This window comes from Flavobacterium sp. WV_118_3, from assembly GCF_039778605.1.
Lineage (GTDB): Bacteria > Bacteroidota > Bacteroidia > Flavobacteriales > Flavobacteriaceae > Flavobacterium.
Map to the genome: position 1 here is coordinate 2732779 of NZ_CP156060.1, position 24242 is coordinate 2757020.

The 24242-nt window shown below is 39.8% G+C and carries 20 protein-coding genes and 1 tRNA gene; 9 read left to right on the plus strand and 12 right to left on the minus strand.

The window, feature by feature from the left end:
• The first annotated feature begins 12 nt into the window (after positions 1 to 12).
• From surE to ABFU83_RS12805, 5 genes are read left to right on the plus strand one after another with little or no spacing between them, the layout of a single operon-like run.
• Positions 13 to 789: a 5'/3'-nucleotidase SurE gene (gene surE, locus ABFU83_RS12785; RefSeq protein WP_347066444.1), complete on the plus strand. Its 777-nt coding sequence runs from the start codon at positions 13 to 15 to the stop codon at positions 787 to 789.
• Between the two features lie 7 nt (positions 790 to 796).
• Positions 797 to 1069: a hypothetical protein gene (locus ABFU83_RS12790; protein ID WP_347066446.1), complete on the plus strand. Its 273-nt coding sequence runs from the start codon at positions 797 to 799 to the stop codon at positions 1067 to 1069.
• A gap of 10 nt (positions 1070 to 1079) precedes the next feature.
• Complete coding sequence (lpxB, locus tag ABFU83_RS12795; RefSeq protein ID WP_347066448.1) at positions 1080 to 2192, plus strand: lipid-A-disaccharide synthase; 1113 nt, start codon at positions 1080 to 1082, stop codon at positions 2190 to 2192.
• A gap of 46 nt (positions 2193 to 2238) precedes the next feature.
• Entirely contained in the window at positions 2239 to 2886 is a 648-nt protein-coding gene (locus ABFU83_RS12800; RefSeq protein WP_347066449.1) for an NlpC/P60 family protein, read from the plus strand.
• A 45-nt stretch (positions 2887 to 2931) separates the two neighbouring features.
• Positions 2932 to 4962 carry a ComEC/Rec2 family competence protein gene (locus ABFU83_RS12805; protein ID WP_347066451.1) on the plus strand — a complete coding sequence of 677 codons (2031 nt, stop codon included), beginning with the start codon at positions 2932 to 2934 and terminating at the stop codon, positions 4960 to 4962.
• Here the strand turns inward: ABFU83_RS12805 and ABFU83_RS12810 are convergent.
• From ABFU83_RS12810 to ABFU83_RS12840, 7 genes are read right to left on the minus strand one after another with little or no spacing between them, the layout of a single operon-like run.
• Positions 4959 to 5417: a thioredoxin fold domain-containing protein gene (locus ABFU83_RS12810; RefSeq protein WP_347066452.1), complete on the minus strand. Its 459-nt coding sequence runs from the start codon at positions 5415 to 5417 to the stop codon at positions 4959 to 4961. The two genes, ABFU83_RS12805 and ABFU83_RS12810, sit on opposite strands and share 4 nt — an antisense overlap.
• An 11-nt stretch (positions 5418 to 5428) precedes the next feature.
• Positions 5429 to 5893: a thioredoxin family protein gene (locus tag ABFU83_RS12815; protein ID WP_347066454.1), complete on the minus strand. Its 465-nt coding sequence runs from the start codon at positions 5891 to 5893 to the stop codon at positions 5429 to 5431.
• Between the two features lie 12 nt (positions 5894 to 5905).
• Entirely contained in the window at positions 5906 to 7675 is a 1770-nt protein-coding gene (locus ABFU83_RS12820) for an oligopeptide:H+ symporter (RefSeq protein ID WP_347066456.1), read from the minus strand.
• A 23-nt stretch (positions 7676 to 7698) separates the two neighbouring features.
• Positions 7699 to 9210 carry a peptide MFS transporter gene (locus ABFU83_RS12825; RefSeq protein WP_347066458.1) on the minus strand — a complete coding sequence of 504 codons (1512 nt, stop codon included), beginning with the start codon at positions 9208 to 9210 and terminating at the stop codon, positions 7699 to 7701.
• Between the two features lie 3 nt (positions 9211 to 9213).
• Positions 9214 to 10872 (minus strand): peptide MFS transporter, encoded by a 1659-nt coding sequence (locus tag ABFU83_RS12830; RefSeq protein ID WP_347066459.1) that lies wholly within the window; start codon positions 10870 to 10872, stop codon positions 9214 to 9216.
• A 24-nt stretch (positions 10873 to 10896) separates the two neighbouring features.
• Entirely contained in the window at positions 10897 to 12588 is a 1692-nt protein-coding gene (locus ABFU83_RS12835) for a peptide MFS transporter (protein WP_347066461.1), read from the minus strand.
• Positions 12589 to 12615: 27 nt separating this feature from the next.
• Positions 12616 to 14787, minus strand: a complete 2172-nt coding sequence (locus ABFU83_RS12840; protein ID WP_347066462.1) for a DPP IV N-terminal domain-containing protein — start codon at positions 14785 to 14787, stop codon at positions 12616 to 12618.
• A gap of 211 nt (positions 14788 to 14998) precedes the next feature.
• Between ABFU83_RS12840 and ABFU83_RS12845 the strand changes: the two genes are divergently transcribed.
• Both ABFU83_RS12845 and ABFU83_RS12850 read left to right on the plus strand, forming a co-directional pair.
• Positions 14999 to 16315, plus strand: a complete 1317-nt coding sequence (locus ABFU83_RS12845; protein ID WP_347066464.1) for a hydroxymethylglutaryl-CoA reductase, degradative — start codon at positions 14999 to 15001, stop codon at positions 16313 to 16315.
• Between the two features lie 6 nt (positions 16316 to 16321).
• Complete coding sequence (locus tag ABFU83_RS12850; protein WP_347066465.1) at positions 16322 to 17239, plus strand: GYDIA family GHMP kinase; 918 nt, start codon at positions 16322 to 16324, stop codon at positions 17237 to 17239.
• Positions 17240 to 17308: 69 nt separating this feature from the next.
• Here the strand turns inward: ABFU83_RS12850 and ABFU83_RS12855 are convergent, their stop codons facing one another.
• The 5 genes from ABFU83_RS12855 to ABFU83_RS12875 all read right to left on the minus strand — a co-directional run bounded on the left by ABFU83_RS12855 (position 17309) and on the right by ABFU83_RS12875 (position 23532).
• Complete coding sequence (locus tag ABFU83_RS12855) at positions 17309 to 19408, minus strand: peptidylprolyl isomerase (protein ID WP_347066467.1); 2100 nt, start codon at positions 19406 to 19408, stop codon at positions 17309 to 17311.
• A gap of 114 nt (positions 19409 to 19522) precedes the next feature.
• Complete coding sequence (locus ABFU83_RS12860; RefSeq protein WP_347066469.1) at positions 19523 to 20779, minus strand: hemolysin family protein; 1257 nt, start codon at positions 20777 to 20779, stop codon at positions 19523 to 19525.
• A 191-nt stretch (positions 20780 to 20970) separates the two neighbouring features.
• Positions 20971 to 21525 carry an LPS export ABC transporter periplasmic protein LptC gene (lptC, locus tag ABFU83_RS12865; protein ID WP_347066471.1) on the minus strand — a complete coding sequence of 185 codons (555 nt, stop codon included), beginning with the start codon at positions 21523 to 21525 and terminating at the stop codon, positions 20971 to 20973.
• A gap of 7 nt (positions 21526 to 21532) precedes the next feature.
• A complete protein-coding gene (locus ABFU83_RS12870) occupies positions 21533 to 22804 on the minus strand; it encodes a hypothetical protein (protein WP_347066473.1) in 1272 nt (423 codons plus the stop codon).
• Positions 22801 to 23532 (minus strand): type III pantothenate kinase, encoded by a 732-nt coding sequence (locus tag ABFU83_RS12875; protein WP_347066475.1) that lies wholly within the window; start codon positions 23530 to 23532, stop codon positions 22801 to 22803. The genes ABFU83_RS12870 and ABFU83_RS12875 overlap by 4 nt, the downstream gene beginning before the upstream one ends.
• Before the next feature lie 99 nt (positions 23533 to 23631).
• Between ABFU83_RS12875 and ABFU83_RS12880 the strand changes: the two genes are divergently transcribed.
• Together ABFU83_RS12880 and ABFU83_RS12885 are read left to right on the plus strand one after the other, a co-directional pair.
• A tRNA-Phe gene (locus ABFU83_RS12880) sits at positions 23632 to 23704 on the plus strand.
• A 71-nt stretch (positions 23705 to 23775) separates the two neighbouring features.
• Entirely contained in the window at positions 23776 to 24192 is a 417-nt protein-coding gene (locus tag ABFU83_RS12885; protein WP_347066477.1) for a hypothetical protein, read from the plus strand.
• The last annotated feature ends 50 nt before the right edge of the window (positions 24193 to 24242 follow it).

The window sequence follows — 24242 nt, forward strand, 5'->3', positions numbered from 1 at the left end:
AAAATGCCCGAAATGAACAAAAAACCTTTGATTCTGGTAACCAACGATGATAGTATTGTTGCACCCGGAATACGTGCTTTAATTGCTGTCATGAAAGAGATTGGTGATGTAGTTGTAGTGGCGCCCGACAGTCCGCAATCGGCTATGGGACACGCCATCACCATTAATAATACGCTACATATCGAAAAAGTCAAAATCGATGCCGATCTGGATATGGAATACAGTTGTTCCGGAACTCCGGTTGACTGTGTAAAAATTGCCGTACATGAAATTTTAAAGCGCAAACCGGATCTTTGTGTTTCAGGAATCAACCACGGTTCGAATTCATCTATCAATATCATCTATTCCGGAACGATGAGCGCCGCGGTAGAAGCCGGTATCGAAGGAATTCCGGCCATTGGTTTTTCGCTACTCGATTTTAGCTGGAATGCCGATTTTGAACCGGTAAAGGCTTTTGTAAAGAAGATCACGCTGCAAGTACTGGAAAAAGGATTACCCGACAGTGTTATTCTAAATGTGAATTTGCCAAAATTACCGGCAGACGAAATCAAAGGAATCAAAGTATGTCGCCAGGCCAAAGCCATGTGGGAAGAGCGTTTTGATAAAAGAACCAATCCGCAAGGGAAAGACTATTATTGGTTAACCGGCGAATTTATCAATCAGGATAAAGGTGAAGATACCGACGAATGGGCGTTGGCCAACGGATATATTTCCGTAGTTCCGGTTCAATTTGATTTAACAGCACACCATGCCATCCAGCAACTGAATACCTGGAATCTTAATCCATAAAAACACTATGACTAAAAAAGATCTTATCATCGGGTTTCTTATCGGTATTGTGGCCGCCTGTATTGGCGCCGGACTTTTTCTGTTGTTGTTTACCGATATTCGCGGTATTGAAGGCTTGCATTTTATCCGCCAACAACATTTATCCGGAAAAGTGATCACGCTCGGTGCTATTGCTAATCTGATTTGTTTTTTTATTTTATTAAAATTCCACAAAGAAGAAATGGCACGTGGTGTTGTACTGGCAACCCTTTTTTTGGCCATCCTAACCGTTCTATTATAATCGTACCAACATGAAATACTATATTATTGCCGGGGAAGCTTCGGGCGATCTGCACGGTTCCAATCTGATAAAAGCTCTTTTACAACACGATCCCACAGCCGAAATCCGCTTTTGGGGTGGTGATCTGATGCAACAAGCCGGCGGAACACTGGTAAAACATTACCGCGATCTGGCTTTTATGGGGTTTGCAGAAGTCGTTATGAATCTGAAAACGATCCTCAATAATATTAAAATCTGTAAAGCCGATATTCTGGCTTTTCAACCGGATGTGTTGATTTTTATCGATTATCCCGGTTTTAATATGCGTATCGCCAAATGGGCCAAAGCCCTTGGTATGAAAACACATTATTATATTTCGCCGCAAATCTGGGCCTGGAAAGAAAACCGTATTCATGCTATTAAGCGCGATGTGGATAAAATGTATGTGATTCTTCCTTTTGAAAAGGATTTTTACGAGAAAAAACACCAGTATCCGGTCGATTTTGTTGGCCATCCGTTAATCGATGCGATTCATAACCGGCCAAAAACCGATACCGAAAAATTTAGAAAAGAGCACGATCTGGACGACAAACCGATCATTGCATTATTACCCGGTAGCCGGAAACAGGAAATTTCCAAAATGTTATCCGAAATGCTATCGGCTGTCGACAGCTTTCCGGACTATCAGTTTGTGATTGCCGGCGCACCAAGTCAGGATTTTGAGTTTTACCAACAATTCCTGATCAACAAAAGGGTGCATTTTATTTCAAATAAAACGTACGATTTGCTGAGTGTGGCACATGCGGCACTGGTCACTTCCGGAACCGCCACCCTGGAAACCGCGCTTTTTAAAGTCCCCGAAGTGGTGCTTTATAAAGGAAACTGGATCTCGTATCAGATTGCCAAACGCATCATCACCTTAAAATATATTTCACTCGTAAATCTGATCATGGATCAGGAAGTGGTAACCGAATTGATCCAGAACGATTGCAATCCTAAAAAAATTAAAGCAGAGCTGCATAAAATATTAGAGCCGAATCATCGTTCCAAAGTATTGGCTGCTTATGATTTGCTGGAAGAAAAGCTCGGCGGAGAAGGTGCTAGCGATAAAACGGCCCGTTTAATTATGGATAATTTAACATAAGCCCAAAAAATTATTTCCCTAATTTTGTTGAAAAGCGTTTGAAGATATGAGAAAGGTTATACAAGTATTGGTTTTATTATTTCTGGTGGTTTCCTGTAAAACTGCCGCTCCTACCATTATCACTTCTAAAAAAGAAGCCGAAAAAAAAGGAGTTTATACCTATTCCGAAAGAACAAAATCTAAAACTGTAGCCGTTTCCGATAAAAACGCCAAACCGTCCGAATCTAAAAAAACGGATAAGAAAAAAAGAAAAATTGTAGACAGTGATATTCCGGAAAACGATATCATTGTGAGCCATGAAAACGAAAGTTATCTGGCCGAACAATTAACCAACAGCGCGATGGATTATCTTGGTGTTCGTTATCGCGGTGGCGGAACAACCCGCGAAGGAATGGATTGCTCCGGACTTGTTACCGCTGTTTTTAGTTCGTTTGACATGCAACTGCCCCGAAGTTCCAACGACATGGCCAAAGTGGGCGAAAAACTCGAATTTAAAGATATTAAACGCGGGGATCTTGTTTTCTTTAAAACCAATGGCAGACGGGTTATCAATCATGTCGGACTGGTTGTAGAAGTAGTCGAAGACGAAATAAAATTCATTCATTCCTCAACGTCCAGCGGTGTGATCATTTCGTCAACAAAAGAACCGTATTACGAGCGTTCGTTTGTTCAGGCCAACCGAATGGTGAACTAATCCCGGTTTTTATTTTTCGCTTTTTTTCAATACCTTATTGTTTCCATGAAGGTATTGCGATATCCCATATTCGGAATTACGTGTTGCTTTGTATCCGGAATTGTAGTCGACTTTTATACAAAACCGGACACAACAGTCCTTTTTATAGCCCTAGCGATTTCATTTGTCCTGTTTTGTGTTTGTTATGGCTATTCCAACCGGCATTTTATCCAACAAAACTATTTCGGACTTAGTGTTTATTTGCTGTCTTTTCTCTGTGGAAGTTGTACACATCACCTCCATTATGCGCCAAATCAGCAGAAACATTATAGTCATTATTTACCCCATCACGGACATTATCCCATCCGGGGAATGCTCTCGGAACGACTAAAAACCCGTACTGCTTTCGAAAAGTATCTTTTTAAGGTGTCGGAGATCGATCAGCAAAAAGCAAACGGAACACTTTTACTCTATGTTTCGAAATCGATTGTCCTTCCCAAGCCTGTAATTGGCTCCGAAATACTCCTGTACGATGCTGTAGCCGCTTTACCGAAAAACAGCAATCCTTTTCAGTTTAATTATGCCGATTATATGGCCAAACGGAATGTGTTCCATCAAATTTATCTGAATCAGGACAATTTTATAGTCACAGGTCATTCCAATACCATTACAAGTCGGATTGCCACCTATCGCGATCGCTTACTCAAAGGTTTTGTAAAGCATCATTTTAAACCGGAAACACAACATATTATCAATGCTTTGGTATTAGGACAACGACAGGACATGGATAGTCAAACTGTCTCCGCTTATGCCGATGCCGGTGCGGCGCATATTCTGGCCATTTCCGGGCTTCATATCGCCCTTTTATACGGAATCCTATTTTTTCTAACAAAGCCGCTAAAAAGGATTAAAAACGGCAAAACACTACAGCTCCTGATCCCAATAGTACTTCTTTGGTTTTACGCGCTATTGACTGGCTTTTCGGCTTCGGTGGTTCGTTCGGTAACGATGTTGAGTTTTTTGAACTTGGGTCTTTTTTTAAACCGTTCGGCGAATAGTTATCAGGGCATTTTGGTTTCCCTGCTTCTTTTGGTGGTTTTGAAACCCAACTTTGTTTTTGATGTCGGTTTTCAATTGAGTTATATGGCTGTGTTTGCCATTATTTCGCTGCAAACTGTTTTTCAGAAAATCCGATTACCGAAAAATCCGATCGCCCGTTATTTTATCGGAATCGTGTTTGTTTCGTTTGCCGCCCAGATTGGCGTACTTCCGTTATGCCTTTTCTATTTTCATCAGATTCCGTTATTATTTATCGTTTCCAATCTGGTGGTTTTACCCATGACGACCGTTATTCTGACATTCGGCATCCTACTGACGATCCTTAATTTTATCCCGGGAAGTCTTGTTTTATTTTTAGGGAAAGTATTGTCGTTTCTGATCGAAACCATGAATTCGTATATCGGCTGGATCGCATCGTTCCGTTCGTTAACGCTACGCGATCTTCCCTTTAACCTTGGCCTACTGTTGGCTCTTTATTTACTACTGATCACGTTGCTTTTTTGGTCTCAAAAACGAAATCCGATCCGATTAATGGGATTGCTTTCGACGCTTATCTTGTTTCAAGTCACGTATTGGCTTACGCTATATCGTACGAGAAATACGGACGAATTAGTTGTTTTTCAGCAACAACATACGCTGATCACGATAAAGAACCACAATCATCTTGCAGTCTATTCGAACGACAGTCTTATCGATACAAACCGCAATCTAAAATGTTACCGAAGTGGTTTATTTTATCCTAAAATCCAATATCTGCCACTACGCAATACGTTTTTTTATAACGGTCGAAAAATCCTGATTGTTGATCGCGATGGAATATACGACGCTATTCAAAAGCCGGACATTGTCATATTGATCAATCATCCAAAAATTAATCTGGATCGACTGATTGGTATCGTACAACCGAAATTGATCATCGCTGACGGAACCAATTATAAATCCGACATAACGCGGTGGGAAGTGAGTTGCCGGAAAACAAAAATCCCTTTTTACGCTACCGGTAAAAAGGGATTTTTTTCAATTGCTAGTATCAATTAACCTTTTAAATCTTTTAGCAATTCCTCAGGAGTTCTGTAGCCCACCAATGGTGACTGTACATCTCCTTTTTTATCTAAGATAAACATCGACGGATACCCCTGAACCTGTAAAAACATGGTAAACTCATGGATTCCGTTTCTTCCCCTTCTGTTGGCATCGAAAGTCGGGTTCGTATATTTTTTGCCTTTGTAATTTACTTCCGAGTTTCCTTCGGCATTAAATTTTACGGCATAGTAGTTTTTTGAAATATAATCCGCAACCGTTTTGTCGCTAAATGTATTTTTGTCTAATAATTTACATGGTCCGCACCAATCGGTATAGACATCCATAAAAATGGGTTTCGGGTTTTTCTTTTGGGCTTTAATTGCCTCATCAAACGTCATCCATCTGATTTCCTGCGCCTGGGCAGCAATTGCTCCAACCGTCAGGAACAATAGTACTAGTATTTTTTTCATTGCTTTTTATTTTATTTTTTGATTATTTGATTTGCTCCTGTTAACCAGGCTGCCGGTCCGCCAGCGACATATCCGGTACTTCCCAGTTTTTCGAAATTAATTTTCCCTTCTTTTTCCGTTGCTTTTACAAACCATACCGTCGGATAACCTCTAACGCCAAATAATTGCATCAGTTGATTGTTGGTTTGTTGTATTTCGGGTGCCAATGCTTTTCTCCGCGGAAAATCCAATTCTACCAGAATGACATTTTCTTTGGCCCAGGTAACAAACTCCGGCTGAAAAAATACTTCTTTCTGCAATCGGATGCACCAGCCGCACCAGTCGCTTCCGGTAAAAAACAGAAACAGCGGTTTGTTTTCTTTTTGCGAAAGCTGTACCGCCTTTTTAACATCCGTATGCCATTCCAGCGAAGTCTCCTGTGCGTTTGTCAACATCGAAACCAATGCAAATATGCATACAAAAACTAGTTTTTTCATGTACTAAAACATTTATTTAACACCATGCATTAATTTTTTCAATACCGGATTCAGCAACATGATACAACTACCCGCTACAATCGGCACCAGTGTGAAGATCAGGAAAAAGGTTGTCATATCATAATCGCGTACCACATCATCAATCATTCCTCCAACACTAGCCGCCAGTTTGTTTCCGATGGCGATACCCAGATACCACATTCCAAACATAAAAGCAATCATTCGCGGCGGTACCAGTTTACTCACATAGGATAGTCCTACCGGTGCCAGACACAATTCGCCTAAGGTATGAAATAAATAGGCCAGAATAAGCCAGATCATACTAACGCGTACGGTTCCGGCTACGGCACCCTGCGGAATCACCGACGCACCATAGGCCAATACGGCATAGCCTAATCCCATAATGATTAATCCCAATCCGTATTTAACCGCCGCACTTGGGTTGTATTTACTATCCCACCAACGGGTATATAACGAAGCAAAAACAATAATAAAAAAGGAGTTTAGGATACTAAACCAGGAAACCGTCACTTCGGATGCTGCACTTGTGAATTCACGGTATAACATCCAGATTACGATGCCCCACATCAATCCGAAACAGATAAACAGAGTAATGTTCGAACGTAAAATCTGAGATCGTGTTTGTTTAAACAATAAAACCAAAACCCATGTAATAATCGCCAGTGGAATTACGGTTAGTAAGGTGTTTACAATATTAAAAATCACCAATGAATTTCCATCCAGTGCGCGGTCGGTAAAATCACGGGCAAAAATAACCAGTGACGTTGCCGCCTGTTCGAACGATAACCAGAAGAAAACGGTAAAAAACGCAAATACGATAAACGCAAACATACGATCGCGTACCACACGTTCGTACCGTAGAATACGACTAATTGCCAAAAACAGGAACAACACCAGGCCGATTATAATTACAACCAAAGGTCCGGTTAAGGTATCTTTTGAAACTACAAATTCCTGTGGTAAAATATTGATCTTTCCGATTTTGGATAATGGATCGTTAAAAATATACAATACACCAATTAACGATGTGATCACAATCAGGATTTTATCGATTGTGGTGAATGGGTTCCGTTTTTCGGTCGCATCGATTTCGGCATCTTTCTTGGCTTTATCCGGTACATCACCAATCGTTCCGAATAGCGGTTTGGCCATCCAGAATTGTAATGTTCCTAATAACATAAAGATTCCGGCCAATCCGAATCCCCAACTCCATCCGATTTTTTCCGCCAGATAACCACAAAGCATCATTCCGAAAAAAGCACCGGCATTAACTCCCATATAGAAAATGGTGTAGGCACCGTCCTTTTTTTCCGGCAGGTCTTTGTACATCTGAGAAATAATCGAAGTCATATTCGGCTTAAAGAATCCGGTTCCTATAACGAGTAATCCCAATCCGAGGTAAAGCATAAACTCGGTTTCTACAGCCATAGCGGCGTGACCGAGGGTCATAATGGCGGCACCAACTACAATCGCCCAACGGTAACCGATATAACGGTCGGCTATCATACCGCCCAAAATCGGGGTTAAGTAGAGTAATCCGGCATAGGTTCCGAATAAGGCTCCGGCATTTTCACTACTCCATCCCCAACCCGGCATGTCGACTCCGGCTACGGCCATTGTAAGGAAATTTACCAATAATACGCGCATTCCGTAGAACGAAAAACGTTCCCACATTTCGGTAAAAAACAATACGAATAATCCTGACGGATGTCCTAATACTTTGGTTTTAAAAAAATCGGGGTTTGCTGAAGTTGTTGCCATTATGGTATGCTTAATTTAGTATGTTATTTAACGCCCTGCATTAATTTTTTAACGAGTGGTGCAATAACAATCAGTATAATCCCTGCAATCAGGGCGTAAAGTGCCAATTGCTTGTAGCCATCGGCATAAATATTTAATTTTTCAAGGTTGGTCGCATGTTCGGAAGCTTTGGCGATGTTGGCTCCTAACAATCCTGCGAAATATTGTCCGTAGGCACTCGCCAGGAACCACATTCCCATTAATACCGCCTGTAATTTTTCCGGTGATAATTTGGTCATTACCGACATTCCGATCGGTGACAAACACAGTTCCCCGAAGGTGATCACAAACCAACCGAATGTAAACAAGTCTAAACCTGTCATACCGTTGGCATCGGCAAAGAATTTAGTATAGTAAAATACGTAGAAACCACCTGCCAGAAACAGGAATCCCAATCCGAATTTCACAATCGTATTGGGTTCGATTTTTTTACGCGCCATCCATAACCACACCATTCCGACCAAAGCCGCGAAAACAATTACGAACAAGGAGTTTGCGGAGTTGTTCACACCATTCGGATCAAATTTCATTCCGAACATGGTATTGTTTAGGTTGTTTGCCGCGAAAAGACTTAACGACCCACCACTTTGTTCGAAGAACGCCCAGAAGAAAATCGAAAAGATGATAAATACCAAGGCCGCTAATAATTTTTTATTTTCGGCTACCGAGTAGTTTTTCATTTCATAAAACAAATACAACAACGAACACGGTCCGATAATGTACATAAAGATATCGGTATATTCCGTTTTGGACACCATCGTCATGATGATGGGCAATACGATTAACGATCCGATATAGGTTGCATATTCGTATAACTTTCTCTTGGATGTTTCCAGATGTGTTAAGGGTGAAAGTCCGATTGGACCAAGACTTTTCTGCGTTTGCGTAAACGTGATTAAACTGATAAACATCACCACCGAAGCAAAACCAAAGGCTACATTCCAACGCAGGTGTTCCGGCACCATACTACTTAGCATGCTTCCGTTGGCTACCGCGATACAGATATATCCTCCGATTAAAGCACCCAGGTTAACTCCGGCATAAAACAACGAAAATCCCGCATCTCTACGGATATCGTCATCTTTATACAACTTCCCAACCATGGTCGAGATATTCGGCTTAAAGAATCCGGTTCCTACAATCGTAAAGCTGATTCCGAAAAAGAAAAACTGCTTCGGATCGATTGCCAGAATCACACTTCCCACGATCATTAGCAATCCTCCCCAAAACAGGGATTTACGATACCCAAGGATTTTGTCGGCAAACAATCCGCCTATAAAAGTAAAGGCATATACGAATGCCTGAGTAGCGCCATATTGCAGGTTGGCTACTTCTCCGTTCATCATTAGCTGGCTTACCATAAAGATTACCAGCATCCCTCTCATTCCGTAGAAACTGAAACGTTCCCACATTTCACTAAAAAACAAGTACCACAATTGTTTGGGGTACTTGCCTTTAAAATTTTGAATTGTTTCTAAATTATCTGTTTGATACATATTCTAATTTATTCCTTTTTCTTTCATAATGGCATTTAACCATTTCAACAACACAAACATCATTAAGGATGCCGTTAGCAATAAGCTAAAATTGACCCAGAAGAAGTCGGTTTTGTCTTCGTAGGTGTCCCACATACTGGCTAATACGCCACTTAATTTGTTTCCGATTGACGTTGCTAAAAACCATCCTCCCATCATTAACGAGGTGATATTGGTTGGGCTTAATTTGGAAACCACCGATAATCCCATCGGGCTTAAAAACAGTTCCCCGATCGTGATCACACCATAATTGGCCACTAACCACCATACGCTTACTTTTTCGGTTCCGTTTCCTCCCATTTTTACCGCTGCAACCATAACCAATACCGACAAGGCCGAAATCAGTAAACCGAAAGCGATTTTGGTTGGTGTTGACGGTTCTTTACGACGGTTGCGAAGGAAGGTAAAAAAGGCGACTACCAAAGGCGTCAGGATGATTACCCAACCCGGGTTAATCGACTGACTTAAATTGGTGGCCCATAAACTTACTTTTGATCCTTCGGCCGGTAGTTTTTCCGGTGCTACGTTTCTAAAATACAACGGGTAGTTGACTTCTTTTTTAACCACACCGTTTTCTTTTTGCAAACGGAACTGCGCATCGTATAATTCGACCGAGTCTTTTTTATATTCGACTTCCTTGGCCAACTTTAGTCCGTTAAAGACTTTCGAAGTCGTACCGGTTGTTTGTCGATCGGTATACCGATCGGCCCAGGTTGTCAATGCCGAGCCGTTTAGTTTGAAAACGGCCCAGAATAATATTACAACACCGAAAATGGCCAATAAGGCCGCAATCGGTCTTTTGTCTTCTGTTTTGGCTTTAAAATACAAGCTGGAATAAAACAATATTACCGGAATACAGGCAAAGATAAAGGCATCGGTACTATCGGATCCGAAGATATAACTGTCCGGATTGGACTCGGAAGCCACTCCTTTTAGCAACCATCCGATTACTCCAAATACCGCTGACGGTACCAGGATAAATAATACGATTTTCCAGAACGGCATGTCACCATCCTGTACGCCTTTTTTATGATCATAACCTGCATAGTGTTTGGTTCCCATCAGGAATACCAATACTCCGATAAACATCCCCACACCGGCAGCCATAAAAGCCCAGTGCCATCCTAACAGGATTTGCAGTGCCGCACCGAAGAAGTTACAGATAAAGGCGCCTACGTTAATCCCCATATAGAAAATATTGTAGCCTTCGTCTTTTTTGTCTTTATATTCTTCTTTGGAATAGAAGTTTCCTAACAAGGTCGAAATATTCGGTTTAAAAAATCCGTTCCCAACAATAACCAGCGTCATTGCGATATACAATACGGTAATCGAATGCACGCCCATCAGGAAATATCCGAGTCCCATCAGGATTCCTCCCAATACAATCGATTTGCGATAGCCTAAATAACGGTCGGCTATTAATCCACCTAAAAACGGTGTTAAGAATACTAATGCAATAAAAGTTCCGTATAAATCGGAGGCTTCTTTTTCGGTCATTGCAAAACCGGCTTCCACGTCTTTTAGATAAAGGGTGAAAATACCGATCATCAGATAATAACCGAAACGTTCCCACATTTCGGACAGGAACAAAAATGGCAATGCCTTTGGATGTTTATTCCACATAGCTGCTTTTTAAAGGGATTAAAATTATTTTACACCGTGCATCATTTTCTTAAGAACCGGAGTCAATAAGAATAATACAATTGATGCAATACCACACAATACAACGAACACCATAAAGAATTCATATAAATTGTGAATTTCAAATCCTGCAAAAACAGGGTTTTGTGCACTGATTTGATTGTCGGCTAATAATTTTAACTGTTCAGCAGTTGGTGTAACAGTTTTGTCTAAAATCGCCTGAAGGTCGATTCCTAATTCTTTTGCCTTATTGAATTTGTCTCCTGTAGCGGGTAAAATAGATCCTAATGTTCCGGATAATGCATAACCTGCTGCATTTGAAATAAAGAATACTCCATATGCCAAAGAAGCAAAACGCTTTGGTGCCAATTTACCAACTAGTGATAATCCGATTGGTGATAAACATAATTCTCCAAAAGTTTGAATAAGATATAATAAGATTAACCAATAAATAGCTAATAATCCGTTGTTTCCTAAATCTTTTACACTATGAGCAATAATAAAGTAACTAATTGCGATAAGCATTAATCCTGTAGCCTGTTTGAATGGTGAAGTAGGCTCTTTTCCTGCATTTCTTAATTTATCCCATAAGATACTGAAAGGAACAGCAAATATTACAACGAATAATCCGTTAAAGATCTGTACCATTGATGGTGGCATGTTCCATCCGAAAAAGTTACGATCGGTTTGATTATCCGCAATAAATGTCAAGGAAGATCCGGCTTGCTCGAAAGCAGCCCAGAAGAAAATCACGAAAAACGAAACAATATAAATAACCCAAATTCTTTGTGTTTCTACTTTTGTTAATGTTTTATCCGATAAAATTAAACCCGCCAATGTTAAACCACTCGCATAGATAATTGGATAAATAATTGTTTTGACCACATTATCACCATCCGTAAAGTAATGAAAGATTGAAAATAATCCTATGAATGCTACAACTGCTAGTCCTAAAGAAAGTGGTGAAAAATGAGCTTTTTGAGACTCTCCTTCTTCATAATCTCCCGTATCATGACCGGAAGGTAGTCCTCCGATAGGTTTTCCTTCCGGGGTAACTACATATTTGTTTTTAAGGATATAGAACAACACAGTTCCTATTAACATCGCTATAGCGGCTGCCAAGAATCCCCATTTAAAAGCATGGATATCTCTTATTCCTCCCGAATCCTTAACATCTCCTACAAACGGACATATAAACTGTCCTAAAAATGCACCGATGTTGATTCCCATATAGAAAATGGTAAAAGCAGTATCTAATTTTGTTTTTTCCTGTTTTGGGTACAAACTTCCCACCATACTGGAAATATTCGGCTTAAAGAATCCGTTTCCGAAGATAATAATCCCAAGTGCTGTCCACATTAACGTGGTCGCTAATGGTAAATTTGTTGGAAAAACGGTCGCACTGGTAAACAGTAACAGCTGACCTACAGCCATCATAAAACCTCCTAACAAGATACAATTTCTGTTCCCGAAGAAACGATCGGCAATAAACCCGCCTAAAAGAGGTGTTAAATAACAAAGACCTAAGAATCCTCCATAAATTAAAGAAGCATCAGCCTCTTTCATTAATAATGAATTAACCAGGAATAAAGTTAACAACGCACGCATTCCGTAGAAATTGAAACGTTCCCACATCTCGGTTCCGAATAATACCCAAAGTCCCTTTGGATGTCCTTGTTTTACTTTCTGTTCGCTCATTTGCTTCGTTTTTGGTTTTTGGTTTAATTATAGTTTTTCTTTGATAAAGTTGGTCATTTTAGTATACAATTGCAAACGGGTTTTCCCACCGTAGATACCGTGGTTTTTGTCCGGATAAATCGCCCAGTCAAACTGTTTGTTTGCCTGTACCAACGCTTCGACCATTTTCATGGTATTCTGCACATGCACATTGTCATCGGCAGTTCCATGGATCAAAAGGAAGTTTCCTTTTAATTTCGCCACATGTGTGATTGGTGAATTGTTGTCATATCCGGATGCATTCTCCTGAGGTGTCTGCATGTATCGTTCTGTATAAACGCTGTCATAATATCTCCAGCTGGTCACCGGAGCCACAGCAATGGCCATTTTAAAGGTGTCATTCCCCTGGAAAATACAGTTTGACGACATGAAACCTCCATAACTCCAACCAAAAATTCCAATTCTGGTTTTGTCAACATAAGGGTAGTTCCCAATTACTTTTGCAGCGTCGATCTGGTCTTCTACCTCAAATTTTCCTAATTCTTTATAGGTGCATTTTTTAAATTCAGCTCCTTTAAAACCGGTTCCGCGTCCGTCAACACAAGCTACAATATACCCTTGTTGCGTTAACATCGCAAACCAGTAGTCGTCGGTATTGTTCCAGTCGTTGTTTACCTGTTGTGATCCCGGTCCGGAATATTGGTACATAAATACCGGGTATTTTTTGTTCGGATCAAAATCTTTCGGTTTCAGGATCCACGCGTTCAAACGGTTTCCTTTTTCGGTAGTTAATTCAAAAAACTCTTTTGTTGGTAAATCGTATTTTGCCAGTTTGCTTTCCAAAGCTTCGTTCGAAACGATGGTTTTTACAAGCTTACCGGTTTTGCTTTCGTTAAGGGTATAGCGCGGTGTGTTTTTAGCACTTGAAAACGAATTGATAAAATACTCAAAATTCGGACTAAACGTCGCCGCATTGGTACCGGTTTCAGTAGTTAGTCTCTTTTTGTCCTTTCCGTTTAATTTAATACTGTATACATCACGGTTGATGGAACCGTTTTCTACCGACTGATAGAAAATTGTTCCCGTCTTAGTATCAAATCCATAGTAGTTGGTCACTTCCCATTTCCCTTTGGTAATCTGATTGATTAACTTTCCGTTTTTGTCGTAATGGTAAATATGGTTAAAACCGTCTTTTTCGCTGGTCCAGATAAAACTATTGTCTTTTAAAAACGTTAGGTTATCCGTCACATCCACATAGGCTTTGTCTTTTTCGTTTACAACGATTTTTGTCGCTCCGGAATTTCCGTCTACAAATAAAAGATCCAGATTGTTCTGATGACGGTTTAATACCTGCGCACTTAACGTATTCGCTTCATTGGTCCATTTGATACGGGCAATGTAGAAATCCTTGTAGGTATCCAGGTTGATTTTTTTTGTTGCTCCGGTCTTTACATCATACACGTGCAACGATACAATCGCGTTTTTCTCTCCTGCTTTTGGATATTTGAATACGTATTGTGTCGGGTATAATCCCTGGTTATACATGTCCATAGAAAATTCCGGTACTTCGGTTTCGTCAAAACGGATAAATCCGATTTTATCACTTCCGGCATTCCAGTCGAAAGCGCGTACAAACGAAAATTCTTCCTCATACACCCAATCGGTAATACCGTTGATGATGTGGTTTTTCTTTCCGTCTTTCGTGATTTGAGTGTGTTTTTGTGTGGTCAGGTCGTACACGTATAAGTTGTTGTCGTGTGCGTATCCTATTTTGGTCCCGTCCGGTGAGAAAGTTGGCTCCTGAACTTTATAGTCGGCCAGTTTGGTCAGGGTCTTTTTGGCAATGTCGTAGATAAAATAATCGGCTACAAAAGAATGGCGGAAAATCTGATCAGAGTTATTCGCAATTAAAATTTTCTTTTCGTCCGGGCTAAAAGTATAACTGTCTATTCCGTCCAGTTGTTTGTGATCTTTAGAGTCGATCAGCGTGGTGACTTTGTTTAGTGTGGCGAAATCATACAGATCAATTTGTGACGACCGCGAATTCCGGTCATAATTCAGAACCGTATACTGATTCGTGTTCTTCATCGCTTCTAAAGCAGTCATTCCCTGCGTTCTAAAAGCACCGCTCCAAATCTCTTCGAGCGTAATTTTCTGTTGTGCTACCGCCGACAATGATGTCAGTAACAGTAGAAATAACGATTTTTTAAAGTAATTCATTTTGTCAAATGGTAAAAAAACTTCCAATTTTAGTGAAAATTTATCAATTAGCCATAACTTTATGTGTTAAATGCAAATTCAATTTTCGAATTTAAAGCCAATTTTATAAGTTTTTACTGTAATTTTTTCCTTAAAAAAACGTATTTTAAAAATTATCCCCGATTGCATTTTCGAAATCTTATCTTTGCAGTAGAATTCAAGATGCCAAAAAATGACGAAAGCTATTGCTGGATTTTCGAAGTTGTCGAAAGAAGAAAAAATCAACTGGATTGTGAACACCCATTTTAACAATCCGGAAACTGCCAAACAAGTTATCACCCAATATTGGAATTCCGACGAAGCCCTTCAAAAGCTTCACGATGAGTTTATTGAAAATACAATTTCCAATTTCTACATGCCTTTGGGTGTGGCACCCAATTTTTTGATCAACGGAAAAAATGTGACCATTCCAATGGCTATCGAGGAAAGTTCTGTAGTAGCAGCAGCGTCAAAAGCAGCCAAATTCTGGTCCAATCGTGGTGGCTTTAAAACCACGGTGATCAGTACCGAAAAAATCGGTCAGGTACACTTTATTTACAAAGGTGCTACCGATAAACTGGAAACCTTTTTCCACACCATTAAACCGAAATTCTTTTCCGAGACCGAAAGCATTACGAAAAACATGCAAAAAAGAGGTGGCGGAATTATCGATATCAACCTGCGCGATAAAACCGGCGAACTGGAGCATTACTACCAGCTTCATGCTACTTTTAATACCAAAGACAGTATGGGGGCCAATTTTATCAATTCCTGTCTGGAGCAATTTGCCAAGACCTTAAAAGAACAAGCGCTTCAGTACGATGCTTTTTCGGAAATGGAAAAACAAATCCAGGTGGTGATGAGTATTTTGTCTAATTATGTTCCGAATTGTCTTGTTAGAGCGGAAGTTTCCTGTCCGGTAGCCGATTTAAAAGAAGACAAACATATTTCGCAGGAAGAGTTCGCCGAAAAGTTTGTTCGTGCTGTTCAGATAGCCGAAATCGAACCGTATCGCGCCGTAACACACAATAAAGGAATCATGAACGGTATCGATGCCGTGGTGATCGCAACCGGAAATGATTTCCGAGCGGTAGAAGCCGGAGTGCATGCTTTTGCTTCCCGAAACGGAAAATATTCGAGCCTTTCGCATGCCAAAGTCGAAAACGGTATTTTTACGTTTTGGATGGAAATCCCTCTGGCATTGGGAACAGTAGGTGGTTTAACCGGCTTACATCCTTTAGTAAAAATAGCACTTGAAATGTTGGAACATCCATCTGCCGAAGAGTTAATGCAAATCGTAGCTGTTGCCGGACTGGCGCAAAATTTTGCCGCTTTACGTTCCTTAACGACGACCGGAATTCAACAGGGGCATATGAAAATGCATTTGATGAATATCCTGAATCAGTTTCAGGCTACCGAAACCGAACGTCTACAGGTAACCGCTCATTTCGAGCATCACACGGTGAGTCATTCGGCTGTAGTTGACTATTTGGCATCTTTACGTAAATAATTCATTTTGAAAAAGACTTTTTACAGCAACGGAAAACTCCTGCTTACCGGCGAATATGTCGTTCTGGACGGTGCGAAAGCGATTGCACTTCCCACAAAATACGGTCAGTTTCTCGATATCGAAAAAGGCCCGGAACAAATGATACGTTGGCAAAGTTATGATGCCGATTCGAGCATCTGGTTTGAAGACACTATTTCGTTTGACAGTATTCGTAATAAGGAAAATTTCGGATCGCAAGCCGAAATCAAAAACACCTTAATCGAAATTTTGTATGAAGCCGCACAGCTTAATCCTGATTTTCTTGGTTCCGATACCGGATATAGTGTAACGACGCGTTTAACGTTTCCGCGTTTATGGGGACTTGGTACGTCTTCGACTTTGATTAATAATATCGCACAATGGCTTCAGATCGACGCCTATCGTTTGCTGGAAACCAGTTTTGGCGGTAGCGGTTATGACATTGCCTGTGCGCAAAACAATACCCCCATCATTTACCAGCTGACGCGTTTTAAACGACCTACGGTAACCCCTTTGCAGTTGGATTTATCCTTTCAGCAAAATCTGTACTTTGTCTATCTGAATCAGAAGCAAAGCAGCAAATCGGCGATTATGAGTTATTACGACAAACAGCAACGTATTGACAAAATGATTCCTAAAATCGATGCGCTAACGGAAGCGATTCTTGTTGCCAATGATTTGTATCAATTCGGTTCGTTGATCAATCAACACGAAAGTATGCTAAGTGATATATTGGAAATGGAAACCGTTAAGGAACGCTTTTTCAACGATTTTAAAGGCGTCTTAAAGAGTCTTGGTGCCTGGGGCGGCGATTTTATACTTGCCATAGCGCCAGGTGATCCTACGGCTTATTTTAAAGAAAAAGGCTTTCCGGTTGTTATTCCCTATTCTGAAATGATTTTATAAAAAAAGCATCATAAAAAAAGGCATCCGATTTTCATCGGATGCCTTTTTTTATGGACTACAGTCGGTATACTATTGTAACGCAGCTCTGTTATCTTCAATCTTAGCAGCTGCTTTCAGGGCAGCGATTACGCGGTATGAAGAAGCGCCTTGTGATTGTGTTTTGATTTTTGCAGTGTAAGTCGCATAGTTGGGTAAAGCCGGAGCTTTTACTACGTCTTTCGTTCTGATCATGAAAACAGCCATTTGACCTTCAATTAATTTTGAAGTTTTTCCGTTTCCTAATCCGAAAGCCGTTCCTACAACTTTAGGCTCTTGCCCGATGTTCGGGATACTTGGGTTATCGATTGTCACATTTGAAGCTACGTTAACAGCAGCACCTGATTTTTGTGAAACCGCTTCCAAAGTAGCACCTTGCATTTTAGCTTTGATTTTCTCCGCTTTTTTCTGGTTTCTCAGGATTGGCAATACCGTTTGTTTAGCCTCTTCCAAAGAAATCAATCCGGTTTCGTTTTTCCCTTTTAATTTTGCGATGATATGTCCTTCAAGGTTATCAAATTTCTTAACAGCTCCTTCTTTTGTATCTTTTCCAAATGCCCAAAGTACAATTTGTCTCTGGTTTTGAAGTCCTGGAAGACTTTCGTCTGTCGCTTTAACGTTCATAGCCGGAACTACCGTTAATCCCATTTCTTTTGCTACTTTGTCAAAATCTTTATCTGCAGCTTCCGCTTCTAATTTTGTAGCTTTTACATAAATCGCATCAGCAGTTGCCTCAGATGGCTCAATTTTTTGTGCAATAGTAGCCAAACGAACAGCGTCGTATTTATCGTCTACCTTAATTACGTGGAAACCATATTCTGTTTCTACCATTCCGATTTTACCTACCGGGTTGTTAAATACGAAATCGTTGAAGGTTTTCACCATTTGACCAGGTTGGATGTTATCGTACATACCTCCGGTTTGTTTTGATCCCGGATCGTCTGTATTGGTCATCGCCAACATGGCAAAACTTGATGGATTTGCCTGTGCTTGTTTTAACAATTCTTCTGCTTTCGCTTTTGCTTCTTCTTTTGTTCTGGTAATACCTGGCATTTTCCCGGCATAGCTCAATAGAATGTGACTTGCTTTTGCAGTCGCTCCACCTTTTCTACCCATCATTTTAGACAAACAATAGTAACCGTTGTGGATATAAGGACCAAATACTTCTCCTGTAGCAAGGTTAAACAACTGCTCCTGGTTTTCCAATGGCAGGTCTTTTTTCGCTACATACGATGAATCGTATTTGATATCGGAATTCGCGTTTACGAACTCTTCTACGTTTTTAGCACCTTTGAAACCTGGTAAGGTATCGTTAGTACTTGTTTTTTCGTTGTAAACCACACGTCCGGATAACAATCCTGTGATTGTTTTCTTCATTTCATCCTCGTCTTCTTTAGACGGTTTGTTTTCGAAGAATACGTATTCTACTTCACGTGAGTTTTCAGATTTGTATTTTTTAGGATTTTTCTTAACGTAATCCAAAATTTCGCTATCGGAAACTTTTACTTCATCATCGTTGATTGTAGTATATGGAACCGCTACATAGTCGAAATTAACTTTGTCATTTTCTCTTTCGTAAGCAAATTTACCATCACTTTTAGTCGTTACAAGACCTGCTTTGATCATGGTATAATACATTTGCTCGGTAGCCATTTGCTGCAATTGTTTTTCATACGCCAACCAGTTATTCCACTGATCCGGCTGCGATGATTTGATACTGGCTACAAATTCGTTGAATTTATTTACGTCAAACTGACCGGCAGCATTTAAAAATCTTGGATCCTGAGCAAAGTTAGGATTCTGTTTGATCACATTAATCATTTGCTCTTTTCCGATTTTTAAACCGATTTTTTCAAATTCAGCGTCTAATAGGATTTGTTTTACTTCCTGCTCCCAAACTCCGTTTGAAGCTTGTGTATTACTCATACCCTGGCTGTTTTTTTCTGCCATAGATACTTTTTGCAAAAAGTCCTGAGCTGAGATATCTACTCCATTTACACTACCTACGTTACGTGTACTTTGTCTAAATCCTCCGCTTTGGATAACATCCCCAATTACGAATGCTAGCAAACAAAATCCGATAACTCCAATTAAAAGGATCGAACGCTGTCTAATTTTTGATAAAACTGCCATCTTTTATGATATTATTTTTTTTATTCAGTGGGCGAAAATACAATTATCTATTTAATAATAAAAGATGTCCCACTATATTTTCAAATATTTTTACTTTTTTATTTGGATATTTCTTTATTCTTTGATACGAACTTCGATTAATTCAATTCGTTTACCGGAAGCCTCGCGTATTATAATCCGGTAACCGGACAACTCCAATTGCTGTCCCTGTTGCGGGATTTCCTTGGTCGCATGTACAATGAAGCCTCCTAATGTAACATAGGAATCACTTACCGGAATTTTAAGATTATATTTCTGGTTAACATATTCCACATTTAAACGAGCCGAAAACAAAAATGAATGATCATTTCGCTTTTCCTCAATCAGTTCTTCCAAATCGTGTTCATCTTCAATTTCTCCGAATAATTCTTCGATAATATCTTCTACCGTAACAATACCGGCAGTTCCTCCATATTCGTCGATAACTACCGCCATACTTTTCCGCTTTTTTGTAAGCAAATCCAACACCTCTTTAATCAGCACGGTTTCCGGTACATATTCCACCGGTATCATTACCGACTGAATATCGGTTGGTTTTTTAAACAGTTCGAACGAATGCACATATCCGATGCTATTATCAAGCGTCCCTTCGTATATCACTATTTTGGAATAACCGGTTTCTACAAATAATTCCCGCAGTTCTGTAACATTATCACACAATTCCACCGCAGCAATTTCCGTTCGCGGCGTCATAATATCGCGCACTTTTACATCGGAAAATTCCAATGCATTCTGAAAAATCTGTATCTCGGTATCTATTTCCTGCTGGTTTTCGGCCGCATTGACCTGTTCGGTAATATAGGTTCCCAACTCGCCCCTATTAAAATACAGTACCTCTTTATTTCGTTCGAGTTTAAAAACATGAACCAGGACTTTATCAGCAATCGCTACGACAATCTTGGAAATCCCGGAAAATAGCAGGTAAAAGCAATAGGCCGGCAAGGCCAGTACTTTAATCAGCGTATTCGGATAAATCTGAAAAATAACTTTCGGAAGAAAACTGGATGTAAGTAATAACAATGCGGTTGCCATAACCACCTGCATCACAATCATCTGAAACGGACTTAATAAAACACTGTGTTCCCGAAGCAATTGCACCACCAATGCACTGGAAAAATAACCGTAAATCGTAAAAACGATACTTTTTCCCAATAGCATAGACGCTATAAAATGAGCCGGTTTTTCGGTGAGTCGGGTTAGTATTTTTGAAAAAAAAGTGTTTTGTTTTTTTTCGATACTCAGGTAAACTTTATTGGAAGCGATATAGGCTATTTCCATCCCGGAAAAGAACGCGGACAAAATCAGACACGTTATGATTATCGCTATTTCCATATATTGCTTATCCTATCGTTTCATCTTGTTTGAAAAATGCCTTCTGAAGAAAAACATAAAAATGGCTACAGCCGCAAAAAGAAAATTAATCAGGTAGCTTTCTCCGGCCTGTTGTCGCCGTACGCCTTCATAAATAAACAATACTGCTAAAACCAAATACAAATAGTGGACGTACTTTAATAATCCCATAATTACTCTATCTTTGAAATCTCGCCCCTGTTTTGCTGGGCATTCATAACTGAAAAATCTTTGCTAAAATCGATACCTTTTCCTTCCAGGTAACTGTTCGCATCTGTAAATTTAAAATATTTCTCGGTAAAAAACCATTCATTTTTCTGATCGTAGTACAATTGTTCCGTTTGCAAGACCTTACCATCGCTCGAGGTTATCTTTACATTACCCTGTAAATCGATAATATCGGTTTTAGCGTAGGTAATCGCATAGTCGGATTCCACGTAGCTTTTATTACCACGTTCGTCAAAAAGGGTCACAAATACGCCTTTCGGAAATTCAGTATACGGATATTTTAAATTGGAAAAATCCAACAATAACGGGCTCACTAATATCGCTTTGATCTTACCCGAATCGGTGTATTTTAAGTTCACATTTTCGGCTTCACCAATGGGAGAAAACGGTACCGCATTGATACGCTGTACGTCTTTAAAATTGCTTTCGCATGAAAAAAACACAGTCACAGCGAGAACTGTGACTAATGTTAGAAAATATTTTCCAAAGTGTACCTTCATCAGAATACTATTCGTATTTAGTTCGCTTAAACCACAGGTCATTTACCGACAGTCCGATATAAATTCCAAAGTAGTTTTCCTGAACCAGGTTACTACCTGTTGTTCCTTTTGTACCGTATTCAAATCCGACGTTCAGATTCGAAAGGCTTCGACCGATTGGCAGTCCAAAACCGGCATTTATACTATAATCTTTAACGGATTGATTGTTGATCACAAGCCCGGTGTTTTCATATCGGAAACCAGCTCTATACGTTACACGCTCCAAATAGCTTGTAAACGAATTAAACTTTGGTGTAATATATCCTCCAATTACATAACGTTGGGATTTCTCGAAACCAACATTTGTAATCTGATCAAAACGATTTACAAATTCGCTTTTATCCTGAAAGGTTACTTCAGCACCAACAAACCATTGTTTTGCAATTCCAAAACCAGTTCCTAATGCATATTTAGCCGGTAATTTAAACGTAGATTGCGTGGCTTCATAGTTTACCACATCCGATTCCAACTCTGCTCCGGTACCGGAATAGGTTATTGCTGCTACCGAACCGCTATTATCGGCTTTTAAATTGCTTTGCGGGGAATAGGTAAAACTACTATACCAATCGTATTTTTTGTTAATTTTAGACTGATACATCAAACCGGTATTAAAGGCGACTCCACTATAACGAGCCGTATTGATTTCTCTTTTTCCAAGATATACATCGTCCAGAAAAACAACGGATTTGGTTTCCACACGTCCAAAATTATATTGAAAATCAGCTCCGATACTTAATTTCGACGTGATTTTATATCCCAATCCTAAGAATACATTATTTACACCACCTTCACCAGTAAAACGTTTGTTCGTATTTACAATATCTCCGGTTGACAATTGCGTAGTTGTTGTTTGATCCACCTTATATCCAACAGAGGAATATGGCATGATTCCAAACGAAACACCCGCTTTTTTAGTAATCGGAAATCCCAGTGCCAGATAATCGAATGTCGTTCTGCTTGCTGTTTCTTTTTGCGAATCCGTTTTAAAAGTCGTACTACGGTTTGTCGCTCCCACCGAAAATGTCGTTAGGCGTAAGGCCGCTAGCGATGCCGGATTTTGAAGATTCAGGTGAATACTGTCCGGAATGATCCCCAACCCTCCCATGGCTTTATTTTCATGGGTTCCGCGGTACTTTACATCTCCGATTCCATAAAATGAATACGGCGAAGCAGTACCTTCCTGCGCAAAAATTACGGAAGAAAAAAGCAAACTAGTGCCTAGAATTATCTTTTTAATCATTTGTTGATTGTATATTGATATAAGTGGTTCAAACTTTCCAATAGAAAATTTGGATTGGCAAATATGGTGTTTTTTACGCTTTTAGCCAAAAAATCCGTATCACCTCCTGTTAAAATTACTGTTAAAACTTGATATTGTTGACGATAGCGTTCGATGAGCCCGTCAACTTCGCACAAAAAACCGTTTACTACACCGGAATGAATCGACTGTTTTGTAGATCCTCCGATCAAGCCCGACGGGTTTTCAAGGGTTAATAACGGTAATTTTGCCGTATAATTATGTAAGGATTCATACCGCAACCGAAGTCCCGGCGAAATGGCACCACCGAGATAATTGTCGTCGGCATCAATAAAATCGTACGTGATACAGGTTCCGGAGTCGATGATCAGTCGGTTTTGTTTGGGAAACTGAAATACTGCGCCCGAAGCCAGTACCATTCGGTCGATACCCAATGTTTTTGGCGTTTCGTACCGATTTTGAAACGGCATTGGACTATCCGAAGTAATAACATGCACTTTTAGCTGACTTTCCAGCCATTTCAGAACCGTTTCGTCCAAAAATCCGACTCTGGAAAGCACCGCATTTTCTATTTGTGTATATTTTTCAAGGATTTTTGAGATCCGATTTACAGCTTCCGTTTTATCAAAAGCATCCTGATCAAGCAAGCTATCTTTTTCAAATACAGCGACTTTAATCCGGGTATTCCCTATATCTATTGCTAAAAGCATTATTTTTCCGATTAAAATTCAAAGATACAAATAGATTTTTTTTTCGAATTGTTTTGGATAAATAAAAAATGCCCCTATATTTGCAGCCGCAATAAGGACGGTGCCTTAGCTCAGTTGGTAGAGCAATGGACTGAAAATCCATGTGTCCCTGGTTCGATTCCTGGAGGCACCACTTACAAAACCCTTGATATCTTATGATTTCAAGGGTTTTTTGTTTAGTTTTGTTATTCACTTTACACTGCAATGACTCCTAACAACCAACCCGACGATCCAAAGTTGACCGCTAGTTTATTTTCAAAAGAAATGCAGGCATTTGGTTATCAACTTGATTTTAGTCTTCAAAGTTTAGAATCAGAAATCGATCGTATTTTAGAAACTTTCCCTCTCAACTCCGAAGACGCAAAATGTGATCTTGAAGCAAAATTAACCGCATATATCGGCGAGGCTATGTGTCAAAACCTAAATGGTTTTTGGAGCGGAGTATTTTACAGCCATAAAAGTCGGATCGGAAACAACTATTATTTTTGCAAAATAACTATTGGCAAACATGATTTTTACCCGGAGCATTTTATAGGTTATTATATATGCAATGGAAAAAATAGTACCGGAACGTTCCAAAACTATTTTACCAAGACGCTTGCCGAATGGCGTCTAACATAAAACAAATTAAAACCACTCAATTCGAGTGTGTTCTTTTTATTTTACGGCTA